Annotated in this window: 13 protein-coding genes; 3 read left to right on the top strand and 10 right to left on the bottom strand. The window is 44.8% G+C overall.

Annotated features, from left to right (window positions below):
* Positions 1-74 precede the first annotated feature (74 nt).
* A complete protein-coding gene (locus tag DBZ36_RS15150; RefSeq protein ID WP_120355802.1) occupies positions 75-986 on the top strand; it encodes a DMT family transporter in 912 nt (303 codons plus the stop codon).
* Between the two features lie 138 nt (positions 987-1124).
* On the opposite strand, the gene DBZ36_RS15145 is transcribed toward DBZ36_RS15150, so the two are convergent.
* From DBZ36_RS15145 to DBZ36_RS15100, 10 genes are all read right to left on the bottom strand, one after another.
* Positions 1125-1706 carry a DUF3833 domain-containing protein gene (locus DBZ36_RS15145; protein WP_120355801.1) on the bottom strand — a complete coding sequence of 194 codons (582 nt, stop codon included), beginning with the start codon at positions 1704-1706 and terminating at the stop codon, positions 1125-1127.
* A complete protein-coding gene (locus DBZ36_RS15140; RefSeq protein ID WP_120355800.1) occupies positions 1699-2256 on the bottom strand; it encodes a chalcone isomerase family protein in 558 nt (185 codons plus the stop codon). The genes DBZ36_RS15145 and DBZ36_RS15140 overlap by 8 nt, the downstream gene beginning before the upstream one ends.
* Positions 2257-2323: 67 nt before the next feature.
* Entirely contained in the window at positions 2324-2830 is a 507-nt protein-coding gene (locus DBZ36_RS15135) for a DUF2878 domain-containing protein (RefSeq protein ID WP_120355799.1), read from the bottom strand.
* A 1-nt stretch (position 2831) separates the two neighbouring features.
* The gene (locus DBZ36_RS15130) at positions 2832-4061 is read right to left on the bottom strand and encodes an SAM-dependent methyltransferase (protein ID WP_120355798.1); all 1230 of its coding nucleotides are present in this window, start codon (positions 4059-4061) and stop codon (positions 2832-2834) included.
* Entirely contained in the window at positions 4061-4804 is a 744-nt protein-coding gene (locus tag DBZ36_RS15125) for a DUF1365 domain-containing protein (RefSeq protein ID WP_120355797.1), read from the bottom strand. The genes DBZ36_RS15130 and DBZ36_RS15125 overlap by 1 nt, the downstream gene beginning before the upstream one ends.
* On the bottom strand, positions 4797-6137 hold the full coding sequence (locus DBZ36_RS15120) for an NAD(P)/FAD-dependent oxidoreductase (protein WP_120355796.1): 1341 nt from the start codon (positions 6135-6137) through the stop codon (positions 4797-4799). The genes DBZ36_RS15125 and DBZ36_RS15120 overlap by 8 nt, the downstream gene beginning before the upstream one ends.
* A complete protein-coding gene (locus DBZ36_RS15115) occupies positions 6134-6919 on the bottom strand; it encodes an SDR family NAD(P)-dependent oxidoreductase (RefSeq protein ID WP_120355795.1) in 786 nt (261 codons plus the stop codon). The genes DBZ36_RS15120 and DBZ36_RS15115 overlap by 4 nt, the downstream gene beginning before the upstream one ends.
* A complete protein-coding gene (locus DBZ36_RS15110; protein WP_120355794.1) occupies positions 6916-7362 on the bottom strand; it encodes a nuclear transport factor 2 family protein in 447 nt (148 codons plus the stop codon). Before DBZ36_RS15110 ends, DBZ36_RS15115 begins: the two co-directional genes overlap by 4 nt.
* 17 nt (positions 7363-7379) lie before the next feature.
* Complete coding sequence (gene phrB / locus DBZ36_RS15105; RefSeq protein ID WP_120355793.1) at positions 7380-8816, bottom strand: deoxyribodipyrimidine photo-lyase; 1437 nt, start codon at positions 8814-8816, stop codon at positions 7380-7382.
* 30 nt (positions 8817-8846) lie between these two features.
* Positions 8847-9794 (bottom strand): YbgA family protein, encoded by a 948-nt coding sequence (locus DBZ36_RS15100; protein WP_120355792.1) that lies wholly within the window; start codon positions 9792-9794, stop codon positions 8847-8849.
* A gap of 323 nt (positions 9795-10117) precedes the next feature.
* Here DBZ36_RS15100 and DBZ36_RS15095 point away from each other — a divergent pair, with 323 nt between their 5' ends.
* A complete protein-coding gene (locus tag DBZ36_RS15095) occupies positions 10118-10762 on the top strand; it encodes a TetR/AcrR family transcriptional regulator (protein WP_120355791.1) in 645 nt (214 codons plus the stop codon).
* On the top strand, positions 10755-12053 hold the full coding sequence (locus DBZ36_RS15090) for an efflux RND transporter periplasmic adaptor subunit (RefSeq protein ID WP_120355790.1): 1299 nt from the start codon (positions 10755-10757) through the stop codon (positions 12051-12053). The genes DBZ36_RS15095 and DBZ36_RS15090 overlap by 8 nt, the downstream gene beginning before the upstream one ends.
* The last annotated feature ends 1 nt before the right edge of the window (position 12054 follow it).

The following is a 12054-nucleotide window of genomic DNA, read 5'->3' as shown; positions in this document are numbered from 1 at the left end:
GGATGTTTGTTGGGTCATGTTTGACTTAGTATGGACGCCACGCAAGTCACGACCTGCCATGAATGGAAGCTGTTATGAGCTCTACAATTTCGAACGCGATGAACTCAAAAGTTTGGTTTTTGCTTATCTTACTTTCTGTGCTTTGGGGGGCTTCGTTCTTTTGGGTTGGGGTTGCAGTCAATGAGCTGCCGCCTTTAACGATTGTTAGCTTACGTGTGGGTGTTGCCGCATTAGCCTTGTGGACATTTGCGTTAGTGATGGGGATTCGCCCTCCCAAAAGCCTCAAGGTGTGGGGCTCATTTCTGGGGATGGGTATACTCAATAATGTCATTCCGTTCGCCTTAATTGTATGGGGACAAACCCAAATTGCTTCAGGACTCGCGTCGATACTCAATGCGGCGACGCCTATATTTGCTGTTATTGTCGCCGGTTTATTACTGCCTGACGAGCGCCCTACCAAACTGAAGCTGTTTGGTGTGAGTCTGGGTTTTGTAGGTGTTGTTGTGATGATAGGCGTGCCAGCCTTAAGTGGCAGCGGTAAATTGTTGGCGCAACTCGCGATTGTTGGGGCTGCTATTTCTTATGCATTTGCTGGTGTCTTTGGTCGCCGCTTTAAAAGTATGGGGCTAAATCCTGTGGTAACGGCTGCCGGGCAGGTTACGGCGTCGGCTTTAGTTTTGATTCCAATTACATTGCTTGTTGATGGGCCAATTGAGTTCAACGCGACTAGTACCCAAACCTGGTTGGCAGTGATGGGACTTGCCGTGTTTTCAACAGCGTTTGCCTACGTGCTTTATTTCAAAATACTTGAACTTGCAGGCGCTACCAACGTGCTGTTAGTCACCTTGTTAGTTCCGGTTTCAGCGGTACTGCTGGGCTCTATATTTTTGAACGAAACACTACAAGGAATACATTTACTAGGAATGTTACTGATTGCACTGGGTTTATCAGCGATTGATGGCAGGCTCTGGAAGCATTTTAGATAGTTTTTTCTAACAACCACTAATTGAAAGCTCGTATATTGGACAATCACTGAAGGCTCTGTACACCACTCTTCGTCTGTGAAGGGTGGATACAGTGGTGTACGAACCGTCAAATACTGTAGGAAGATGGTTTGGTGTTATTCATTCTGGCAAGCGCCTAATACTCAACATTACTTCACCTACTTCAAAGCCCCATTTTTTGATGACGCTATGATTAAGAATCGTGTGCTCATCGACCAAATACATCCAGTCATCAAAGTCGACTAAATATTGGGTGTCATCTACCTCTATGTACAACTGATACACCCAACGCAGGGCTGAGCCACTACTCTCACCGACTGCTTCACCCTCAATATCAGAAGCGGTACCGGTGTAGCTGTTGTCGGCTTGTTTGACGATGGTCCAGATCCGTTTGCTTATTTCGCCATCGTTATAAATAAAGTCTTCATCTAAGGTTCCGGTTAGCTTGCCATCTATCGTTTTCCATGAGCCTTGCAGTTGTGCAACAAAGCTGCGGGTCATTAAGCCATTACGGTCGCGAACAATGCCATGAGCCAATAGTGGGCCATCAAAGAATTGTTCAAGATTGAGAGTCGGCTGACTGTCCACGTAATCTTCAATTGATGGCGCACTGCACGCGCTTAACAATAAGCTGGCACAAATTACCAAGCTGCGCAGAAAGCCTTGCGTTTTGGCTGGTTGATTTGGGAACAAGTTATACATTAAGCGGTCCTCGTAGCTGGGCACACAGCTTTGGATAGCTGCATTGAGGGGATATCCAAAGCGCCATAAAGGCAGGAGAAAAAGCACGGTCTTTAATACTTCCAATGACTTCATCGTTATAGTAAAAAACGCCTAAGCCTGAGCTTTGTACTTCGAAGCGGATGACGTCTCCTTTGACTACGTCAGGCCAAATAGTCTCTAAACTGGCAATCCAACTTTGGATTTGGGACTCACTTAAGCTAAATTGCGATGATTTACGATTGACAGAGCTTAGCTCTCTCTCGGTGGCCATTAGCAATTTTTGCTGCGATATATTGCGTTGGTAAGTGATCTCTACTGCTAGTAAGTGTTCGTTACTGTCGAGAATGTCGCTAAGTTCGGTGTTGCGTTGCTGATAAAGCTTGGCTGAATAAATATCGAAGATTAGCCAGCTCATTTGGGCTTGTCCAAGCAAGCGCCAGTCGTCGCGCTCGTGGTTTGCAGCCGATTGTGCATTAACCGTTGCTGCGGCCAGGATATAGCTCAGAATTAACAGGCTGCGAATGGTCATTGTTTGTCCCTCTCATTAGTTGGCCCAGCTGGCCTTAGTAGAGTTACGGACCAAAGCCGTTAAGCGATCACTGTAGTTGGGTAATCGTGCTGCGAACCTTAAGAAATACCAATATGGAGAGTGCCCAGCAAAGCGACAGAATGAGCAGTGTTTGTAGCAGTGGTAGGCCAAACTCTACGGCATCTAATCGGTATCCCATTGCGTAAGAAAAAGGTCCTGCAATTGCGGAAACTAACATAGCAAGCGGCAGCGGAATTCTGCTAAGCCAGCCTAAACTATAATTTAGCGCTAGCGCAAAATGAAACCATAATAAGGCCAGCCACCAAGGGGATTGTATGGGCGAAAATATAAACACTGAAGCTTGAGTGAGCACCAAATCGAGAGCTATCCCGAGTAAACCAATGCTTAGTAGTAGGCTCAAATCCCGCAACTTGCTAGGGCTGAAAACCAGCTGTACTACAAGTAAGGCGCCCACCCACAACAGTGCATCATTTTGTTTTGACACCGACAAAAACCACGCCAGTTGAAAACAAGCGAGATTGAGCCAGAACATCCCGCGTGGGTTAATTGCCATGCTAAGCGCGATAGTCAGGTTTTGCAGCTAAAATATGAACCGTGGAAATGGCCCGCTCTTTGAACCCTCCGATACAGTAGCTGAAATAGAAATTCCAAAGTCGAGAAAAGCGTTGGTCAAAGCCATGATTTTGCAGCTCGCTTTGTTTAGCATTAAATCGTTGCTGCCAGTGTTCCAAGGTTAAGGCGTAGTCTTGGCCAATATCATCAATACTTTGAACCACCATATCGGTGTTCTTAGCGTACTGTTGGCACAATACTGAAATGGATGGTAAGCAGCCCCCAGGAAAAATATAACGCTGAATAAAGTCGACGCTTTTGCGATAACTATCAAAACGTTGGTCGTTGATGGTTATTGATTGCAAGAACATCAATCCATTCGGCTTTAAGTGACGTTGGCATACTTTAAAGAATTGATCCAAGTGCTCAAAACCTACCGCTTCAATCATCTCAATTGACACTAGCTTGTCGTACTCTCCCTCCAACTCACGGTAGTCTTTTTTGAGCAAGGTAATTTGTTCCTGTAAGCCTTGCGCACTAATTTCTGCGTTCGCCCATTGATGTTGCGCTTCAGAGATCGTGGTGGTGGTGACTTGCACGCCATAGTGTTTTGCCGCGTGAATGGCTAAGCCGCCCCAACCGCTGCCGATCTCGAGTAGATGCTCCCCTGGCTTTAGTTGCAACTGCTGACATATTTTTTCAAGTTTGGCATATTGTGCGTCTTCCAAACTCATCGTTTTACTTGGGAACACGGCACTTGAATACTGCATGCGCGGGTCTAGAAAGCTAGCGTATAAGTCATTGCCAAGATCGTAATGAGCTAGAATATTTTTCTTGGAACCTTTAACGCTGTTGCTATTACTGCGATGAAACAGCTTGTGCTTAAGCGCGGTTAGCCAAGCAAATCGGCTTTCCAGTTGGTCCAATACTTTCTCATTACGCACAAAAATTTGCATCAGAGCGCTTAAATCACTGCAACTCCAGTCGGCATCAATGTAAGAAAGTGATGCCTCAATACTACCACCAGTAACGATGCGTCGATAAAATCCGGGATTGTGAACCGTGATACTCACTGACAAATCTGAGTTGGTGTCGCCAAAACTAGAATGTTGGCCATTGTCATGTAGGTCGATATGAGCAAACTGAAGCCTGTCGAGCAACTTAGTTACAATTGATGCGCAGATACGGTCGATATAATTGCTTTGTGATTTAAGAGCAGCAGTCACTTCCATTATTTTTTCTCCATCGAACTTTGATGTGCTACGTATGGGATTCGTTTGATAAAAAACAATTTGAATGCCTGCCAATAAATACCAAACAGTGTTTTTAAAACCATTGAAGGTATTGATAAAACTTGATTACGTAGCGAACGGTTACTTAATTCATATCTTTGTAAACGTAACTTGGCCTGAAAAAGTTTATTTGTTTTTACACTTTCTATATCAACTGCAAGATGTTCGCTCGGCGGTCTAACACACCAGTGATAATCCATGTCCAAATCCATAAATGGACTCACATGAAATTCTTTGGGGCTGGGTTGCGGCGCTTTTAAGTCAACCACATAGCAGTGACGTTCGTTCCACGGTGTATTACTAACCTCAGCAAGCATCCATGTGGCTTGGTCGTGTTCATCGTAGGCAAAGTAGAAATTAACGGGGCTAAAAAACAGTCCAAAACAACGCAACATAGCCACCATAACCACCCGACCTTGAGGTGTTTCTTGAGCTTGGGGATGGGTTTTGATGATTTGGTTCCAAACGTAATGTTTATCTAAACGCTCTGGACTATCTAGGTAATCCTGCGGGCGTAATTGCAGGGGAGCAAAGCGTGCTAGCTTAAACCAAGGACCGAGCTTGTCGACCGCTTGAAGTTCATCAAGGTCTAATGCGAGATAGAAAACTCGATAGGCGAATTGGTGCTCTTTAGCACCAAAGCGTTTGTGGCTGACTTTACCGCGGTAAATGGCACTACGCATGGCTAGGCTCTGGTACTTGGCTCGGTTCGACCTTTGGTATAGTTTGAGTCGATGGTTTCGTCTTTGGACTCAGCAAGCTCTCTAGGGTAAGGCCAAAGCGCTGGCAAACATCGAGGGCACTGCGAACGCCATCTTCGTGAAAGCCGTTATACCAGTAAGCCCCAGCAAAATGGGTATTGGACTTACCACAAATGAGATTACGCTGCTGTTGAGCCTGAATGCTTTGGTGATTAAACATGGGATGGGCGTAATTAAAGCTACGCAGTATTTTACTTGGGTCAATCGATTGGGTTTGGTTTAAGGTTACGCAAAACGTGGGCGCTTTTTCGTCGAGTCCTTGCAGTATATTCATATTGTAAGTTACCGCTGCTGCGCTGGTGCTATCGCCATTTAGTCCATAGTTCCAAGCCGCCCAAGCTGCTCTTCGCTTTGGTAGTAAGCTAACATCAGTATGCAAAACCACTTCGTTGTTTTGATATTTAAGCTGGCTAAGTACTTTCTGTTCGTCGTTAGTGGCGTCGCTTAGCATAGACAAGCTTTGGTCTGAGTGACAGGCCAACACCACGTCATCAAAGTGCTGCACCTCGCCATTGATTGTCAATTCTACGCCTTGGTTAAGGCGTTTAACTGATTGAACGGGGGAATTTAAGTGGATGCGCTCTTCTAAGCCTGCAATTAGTGCTGGGATATAACTGCGCGAACCATCTTTGACTACAAACCACTGAGGTCGGTCGCTGACGTTGAGTAATCCGTGATTGACAAAGAATCGGATAAAAAACTCGAGTGGCATTTGTTGCGATTCGTCTAAGCTTGCTGACCAAATGGCAGCTCCCATTGGCAATATATAGTTAGTAGCAAAGTAGTCGTTTAGCCCTAATTGCTTGATGTAGCTACCCAGAGTTTCGTCACTCTTAATATCTTGGTCTTGCCAGCGTTGCTTACAGGCCTTGTTAAACTTAAGAATTTGGCGAATTAAGCTATAAAACTTTGGATTTAGATAATTGCGTTTTTGAGCAAATAAGGTTGAAATTGAGTGACCATTGTACTCTAGGTTTTGGCTGTCATTTTTGACACTAAAACTCATCTCGCTATCTTGATAAGCTACGCCAAGCGTATGTAAAAGCTTAATAAAATTTGGGTAGGTGCGGTCATTGAATACGATAAAGCCGGTATCTATTGCAAATTGTCCTTGCGGGGTCTCTACATCGACGGTTGCAGTATGTCCGCCTATGTAGTCATTGGCCTCAAAGACTTGAACCTCATGTTCTTGATGTAACAAACGTGCGCAAACTAAGCCGGAGATACCGGTTCCGATGATAGCAATTCGTTTCATGATTGTTCCTTATGCGAAGTTGGTGGCTCTGCCGAAGATTGTTTGTTTAGCATGGCTTGAGAGAGTCGCAACCACCATGATTGGGGCAGTAAGCCAATAAACTTTAACAACAAGGTAAAGCGCTTCGGAAAATGGATCTCTGCTTTACCCTTGTCGAGTTGCTGGCGAATTATTGATGCCGCTTTGGTACTTGAGACGATGGCGGGCATTGGAAAGTCATTGGCTTGGGTAAGCGGGGTTTCGACAAATCCTGGATTAATAAGGCTGACCGAAATTTGATGCGCGTATAAATCAATGGCTAAGCTTTGTGCTAAGTAGCTGGTGGCGGCTTTTGAAGCGCCATAAGCCTGAGCTCGAGTCAATGGTAAGTAGCTTGAGCTTGAGCCCATTAGAGCAATCCGACCAGGACGCTTTAGCTTTGGCATAAAGTATTCAATGCAGTTTGCCATGCCAATCAAATTGGTTTGTATCACCCGTTCAAACAAGCTGCTGTCAAAGTGCTGATGCGGATTGTCGATATATTCGCAGGTTCCCGCATTGAGTATGACCAAGTCGAGGGTCGCATCTAAACTCAATGAGGCCTGCATTACGGCGTCGCGTTGGTTCATGTCGAAAACCAAAGTATGTAATCGCGAGCTGTCGCGCAGTGAGCTATGCAAGTCGTCAAGGGCTTGCTGCCTGCGCCCGCATGCGATGACATTCCAACCGGCATTGATGTACTCACAAACCAAGGCATGGCCGATCCCTGAACTAGCTCCGGTGATTAATACCCAGTGACTCATTGACCAAACCTTTGTTTGATTGAGCGTATTGCCCATCCTAAAACAGGCAGGTGCTCGTAAAGCATGGTGGCTGAGTCGAGGTAGTCGCGGTGATAAATAATTTTATCGTCTTGGAATTGTAGATGAGTCATTCCGGGCACGCAGACAATCTGTCCTTTGTTCAATTTAGGGTGCTTGAAATTCATGGTCCAAACTAAACTAGCAGAACTATCCTTGATAAAGCTTTGCTCGATCACAAATTCGCAGTGTTCGAGGTTTAAGTACAGTTGTTCAAAGTACTTGCTCAAATTATCCAAGCCATCAATTTGATGCATCGGATCACTAAACTCTACTTGCGGGGCATATATCTCATGCAGACGGTGCAAATTATCTTTATTGAGCTGTTGGTAAAGTTCGATAAATCGCTCTAAACCCTGTTGTGTCAATGATTCACATACTGACATGGTGATACCTCTCCGATTTACGACTTGTTTGAAATCACCGAAAATTCTTCTAAGGCTAGTTTGCGAGCCTGAGCATGGTCGACGATGGCGCTGGGGTAATCCCCGAGACCTAAGCCTTTGTTAGGAAAGTGAATAGCTTTCCCTTCAATGTCTTTAAGTTCTTTAACCCACTTACGGATAAAGTGCCCATGAGGATCAAAACGTTCACTTTGTCGGATAGGATTAAAAATCCTAAAGTAGGGTTGTGCATCACAGCCAGTACTTGCAGCCCATTGCCAGCCGCCATTGTTAGCGGCCAAATCCCCATCAATCAGATGCCGCATAAAGAAACGTTCCCCATGGCGCCAATCAACCAATAAATGCTTGGTTAGAAAGCTGGCAACCACCATCCGAAGTCGATTGTGCATCCATCCGGTGGCAAGCAGTTGACGCATTGCCGCATCGACCAGCGGGTAGCCGGTTTTACCTTGACACCATGCTTCAAACAAATCGGGAGAATTGCGCCATGCGATACGGTTGGCGTTACTCACAAAATTTTGCCCTTTACATAAATGAGCATAGGCGACAATGAGATGGCGGTAAAACTCTCGCCATATTATTTCGTTTAGCCAAGCTTGCTGGCCTTCGTCGTGGCCTTCGTCGTGGGCTTCAAATAATAGTGGGTCATGTTGTAGCAACATGTTTAATAAGCGGCGAGGCGATATCGCTCCTATAGCCAGGTAGGCCGATAGCTTGCTGGTTGAATCCAAGCTTGGGATATCGCGTTCTTGATGATAGTGGCTAGCGCGGGTTTGAATAAAGTCGTGTGCAAGTTGCAGTATCTTGCCATCACCACTAGGCCAAATAGTGCAATCAATAGCACCTTGCTCGTGTTCAGGTAGCCCTAAATTAACTTCTGAATTGCTTAGCGCTGGTGCATGTTGAACCGGTTGATTGAAGGGCGAAAAACAGCACCAAGTTTCTAACTTCACGTGTTCAAGCCAAACTTTTTTGAAAGGTGTAAAGCGCTTAAACATGTGACCTTGCTGATTGAGCACGCTACCCGTAGGCAATATGCAATGTCCTTGGCATAGAGTTAATGATAAGCCGACATTGGTGACGGCTTGGTCGCGCTTAATTTCATTGATTTCAGGCTCGACACTGGCGTAGATACCTTGAATTTGATAGCGATCGCAGTAGTTTTTTAACAACTGTGGCTGACTGTTAAAATCGCTGCCTGCTAGCACTTCAAAAGGGATGCCAAGCTCGCCAAGCGAGCGTGCTAGGTGGTTAAGCTGTGCCTCGATAAGTTCCAGTTTAATACCAGCGATGTTGTGCCCTTGCCACTGCTTTGGTGTGCTTATAAAAACAGCGCGGCAGCTAAGGTTCTCGGCTTTGCTGCGCTCCAACATAGCTTGCAGCGCCTGATGGTCATCTAATCGAAGATCGTTTCTAAACCACAATAGCAGTGACATACAGCATCCTTGTCAGTCAATTGGTCAACGTTATAAAGCGTAACGAAGCTTTAAGGCTTCTGGGTACGGATCCAAATAGGTTTGCATGGCCAAATACTCATTGGGAAACTCGTTTAAATAGTGTTTCAGCAAGGTTAGTGGTGCGAATAATGGCAAGGTTCCTTCGCGGTATTTGTCTATCTGCTCACCGAGCTCTTGCTTTTGACGGGCATTTAGTTGGGTTTTTAAATACCCCTGCAAATGCTGCATAACGTTACTGTGGTTTTTACGACTAGGGTTATATTTCAGAGTCGTCATAAAGCTTTGGAAGTAGGACTCGAAGCCTTCATGGTCATCGTTGCCTTTCAGCTTAGCCGCAATCGGGCCTAATTCCCGGTACGCACCTTGATTGTGTGCCATAAGCAAGTACTTGTAGCGAGAGTGAAAACTCATTACTTTAGAGACAGTTAGGCCGCTTTCTTTTAGCTCCCGCCAGGCTTGGTGGGCATAAACTCGAGTAATAAAATTTTCGCGCAGATGCGGATCATTAAGTCGTCCGTCTTCTTCAACAGGTAAATAAGGGTAGCGGTCCATCAGCTTTCGAGTAAACACTCCAACGCCATCTCGGCTGCCCATGTTCTTTTCAGGATCAAAGACACTTACGCGTTCCATGCCGCAACTTGGAGATTTGGCGCAAACGATATAACCGTCAAGGTGTTCAAGCTGCTCAACGCGCTCGTCACTGTAGTTAAGAAGTTTGTCGGTTACTTCAAAGCTGCCGTCGCTAGCCACAACTTCAATACGTTCAGGCCCTTTCAGCAATCGAATGGTTTTACGCGGAGTGCCCATTCCAATTGCCATTTCAGGGCAAGAACGAACATATTCGAAATACTCACTTAGTACATCTAAACAGTAGCGGCTTTGTTTATGACCGCCGTCGAAACGTACTTTATCGCCAACTAAGCAAGCGCTTATACCAACCTGTATTTTTTCTGACATAAAGCCCTACTCCTGATCTGGCGATTGTTTGAACTCATAATGCCTAAATTTGTACTGAAGCAGTCATTTAGCTTGAAGTTCAACTCGCTTATTTATAATTAAAGTCACACCACTTTAATCCTTCTACTAAATCTATACGTAAATTCATAAAGTGCGATCAATTTTATCTTTAAAATCAGCGAGAAATGTTAGTCACCTCTGATCTCTGTTTGCTAATTGCGCCTATTATTCTACAAATGTAGAAAAATTAGGAATTAAAGGATTTCTGCACCTGCAGAATTTAGGTGTAAGATATTCTACAGTTGCAGAATAAAGGATGCATAATGTCCATTCCCAAGGATAAAAACGCAGTAGGACGGCCAAGTACGCCAAGCCATAGCCGAGAGCGGCTTATTGATGCGGCGCGAAACTGCTTTGTTCAACAAGAGTACAGCAAAGTTTCTATCCGTAGTATTGCTAAAGAGGCTGGTGTTGATGCGGGTTTAATTCGCTATTATTTTGGCAGCAAAGATAAACTCTTTAGTGCCATGGTCATTGAAACAACTCAGCCTATTTTTCATGAATTTAAACAACTTAAAAAAGCCGAGAATTTTGATGGGCTAACCGGTGTTATGCACCGTTACTATCAAGTCATGCAAAAGTATCCAGACTTTCCTTTGCTGGTATTTCGCTTGGCATCGTTGCCCGAAAACAATAGCGAACACCAAATCATTCGAAACAATATGTTTCGAAAGATTGAGTCCGATATATCTAGCTATATTTCAGGGCAAGACTTTTTGAGAGACGGGATAAACCCTAGTTTGGCATTGTTCAGCATTATGAGTATGACGGTTTTCCCGTTTATTATGCCGCCAATGATACGAGAACAACATGGAATAGGGCTAGATGAGGCCTCTTTAGAACAACTATTTCAGCATAACGTCAGCTTATTAAAACACGGAATGATGAGGAAACCCGAACATGATTAAACCCCGTAAATTACTATTTGTTCCAGCGTTCGCGGTTGGCATCATCATTTTGTTTATCGCCACCCGGCCCGAGCCTAAAGTAGCTACTCAAGACATCGAGCCTGCGAGTCGTTTGGTAGAAGTACAAGCTTTAGAGCTTAGTGATTCAGCACCGAAAATTTTAGCCTTTGGCCGGGTTAGCCCCAAAACATCTTTGCAAGCGGTGGCTGAAGTTAGCGGACGTATTATTTATAAGCATCCAGACCTTGAAAGAGGACGCTTTATCAACCAAGGCACATTGCTGCTTGAAATTGACCCTTCCGAATACGAGCTAAAACTAGCCCAAGCGCAAGCGAATTTACGTGCAAGTGAAACCCAGTTGACGCGCATTGATCAAGAAGAGCGCAACTACGCAGCAACCTTGGCATTAGAAAAACAACGTTTAAAGCTCTCGCAAGGCGAGCTTGCGCGTAAGAACCAACTCAAACAGAAAAACTTGATTTCGAGCTCTGAGTTGGAGCTTGAGAAAATAAGCTACTTAGGCCAACAAAAATTAGTTCAAGATTTGGAAAACCTAATTAAGTTGTTGCCCGACGACAGATTGGTAACCAAGGCGCAGGTTAATGTTGATCAAGCTAAAGTTGATGATGCTCAGCGTGAGTTATCTAAAACTAAGTTTGTTTTACCTTTTGATGCACGTATTGCCGAAGTGAGTGTAGAACAAGACCAAGTAGTTAATATGCAGTTGGTGATGTTTGAAGCACAGCGCATGGACACCATGGTCATTGATGCGCAGCTAAGCCTACCTGATCTGAGACGCTTGATTGAGTCTTATACTGCTATCCCTCGTGATGGTGAGTTCCCTGAATTATCCAAGCTCAATATGCAAGCTAAAGTTATATTGCGCAGTGCTGATATCAGCTTTGAATGGCCAGCCAAAGTCACTCGCCTCAGCGATACCGTTAACCCAGACCAAGCCACGATTGGCCTATTTTTAGAAGTGAAGCAAGATGTAAAAACAGTGGAGGTTGGTTCAAACCCGCCACTGTCAAATGGGATGTTTCTTGAAGCGCATATTGAAGGCGGGGCAAGTCCACGCTTTGTGATTCCAGAGCGAGCATTACGAGAGGGCAAAATCTACGTGATGACGAAGGATAAAACCTTAGACATCAAACCGGTGGTTGCCTTGTATCGTTCAAGTGAAGGTGTAGCAATTGCTGGGGATATACAACCCGGAGAACAACTTATACTTAGCGATTTAATTCCAGCTGTTGTTGGTATGCGGGTCCATAGTTTGTCGGATGAGGGCTAAA

The sequence above is a fragment of the Alginatibacterium sediminis genome, from assembly GCF_003610775.1.
Classification (GTDB): Bacteria; Pseudomonadota; Gammaproteobacteria; order Enterobacterales; family Celerinatantimonadaceae; genus Alginatibacterium; species Alginatibacterium sediminis.
Note: the sequence above shows the minus strand (reverse complement) of the source record. Positions and strands in the feature narration are given on the sequence as shown.

What these genes read in the sequence shown, in the direction of transcription:
- DBZ36_RS15150 (WP_120355802.1), top strand. Translation starts at nt 75, where the DNA reads ATGAGCTCTACAATTTCGAACGCGATGAACTCAAAAGTTTGGTTTTTG.
- DBZ36_RS15145 (WP_120355801.1), bottom strand. Translation starts at nt 1,706, where the DNA reads ATGTATAACTTGTTCCCAAATCAACCAGCCAAAACGCAAGGCTTTCTG.
- DBZ36_RS15140 (WP_120355800.1), bottom strand. Translation starts at nt 2,256, where the DNA reads ATGACCATTCGCAGCCTGTTAATTCTGAGCTATATCCTGGCCGCAGCA.
- DBZ36_RS15135 (WP_120355799.1), bottom strand. Translation starts at nt 2,830, where the DNA reads ATGGCAATTAACCCACGCGGGATGTTCTGGCTCAATCTCGCTTGTTTT.
- DBZ36_RS15130 (WP_120355798.1), bottom strand. Translation starts at nt 4,061, where the DNA reads ATGGAAGTGACTGCTGCTCTTAAATCACAAAGCAATTATATCGACCGT.
- DBZ36_RS15125 (WP_120355797.1), bottom strand. Translation starts at nt 4,804, where the DNA reads ATGCGTAGTGCCATTTACCGCGGTAAAGTCAGCCACAAACGCTTTGGT.
- DBZ36_RS15120 (WP_120355796.1), bottom strand. Translation starts at nt 6,137, where the DNA reads ATGAAACGAATTGCTATCATCGGAACCGGTATCTCCGGCTTAGTTTGC.
- DBZ36_RS15115 (WP_120355795.1), bottom strand. Translation starts at nt 6,919, where the DNA reads ATGAGTCACTGGGTATTAATCACCGGAGCTAGTTCAGGGATCGGCCAT.
- DBZ36_RS15110 (WP_120355794.1), bottom strand. Translation starts at nt 7,362, where the DNA reads ATGTCAGTATGTGAATCATTGACACAACAGGGTTTAGAGCGATTTATC.
- phrB (WP_120355793.1), bottom strand. Translation starts at nt 8,816, where the DNA reads ATGTCACTGCTATTGTGGTTTAGAAACGATCTTCGATTAGATGACCAT.
- DBZ36_RS15100 (WP_120355792.1), bottom strand. Translation starts at nt 9,794, where the DNA reads ATGTCAGAAAAAATACAGGTTGGTATAAGCGCTTGCTTAGTTGGCGAT.
- DBZ36_RS15095 (WP_120355791.1), top strand. Translation starts at nt 10,118, where the DNA reads ATGTCCATTCCCAAGGATAAAAACGCAGTAGGACGGCCAAGTACGCCA.
- DBZ36_RS15090 (WP_120355790.1), top strand. Translation starts at nt 10,755, where the DNA reads ATGATTAAACCCCGTAAATTACTATTTGTTCCAGCGTTCGCGGTTGGC.